We start from the raw sequence: 256 nt of genomic DNA on the forward strand, positions 1-256 counted from the left end.
TGAGAACCTCGACGGCCTGAAGAGCAAGGGTTCCTCGGCACTGCCGTTCAGCCGAGGGTTAGCCGGTCCTAAGGTGTACCACAACTTGACTACACCGACGGGAAGCTGGTTAATATTCCAGCGCCATCGTGCAGTAAACGCCGACGCCGTGTGGAACGCTGAGCCGGGCATTCGCCCGGTCGAATCGTGGAAACTCGTGGACGCCGTCACGGCACGAAGCGAGCGAAACGCGAAACAGCGAAAGTCAGCCGTACAT

The 256-nt window shown here is 59.4% G+C and carries 1 rRNA gene; it reads left to right on the forward strand.

From position 1 onward, the window contains the following. Nucleotides 1-256 (forward strand): 23S ribosomal RNA (locus tag ABNG04_RS18005); the annotation flags it as partial.

The sequence above is a fragment of the Halorubrum miltondacostae genome (assembly GCF_041379815.1).
Classification (GTDB): Archaea; Halobacteriota; Halobacteria; order Halobacteriales; family Haloferacaceae; genus Halorubrum; species Halorubrum miltondacostae.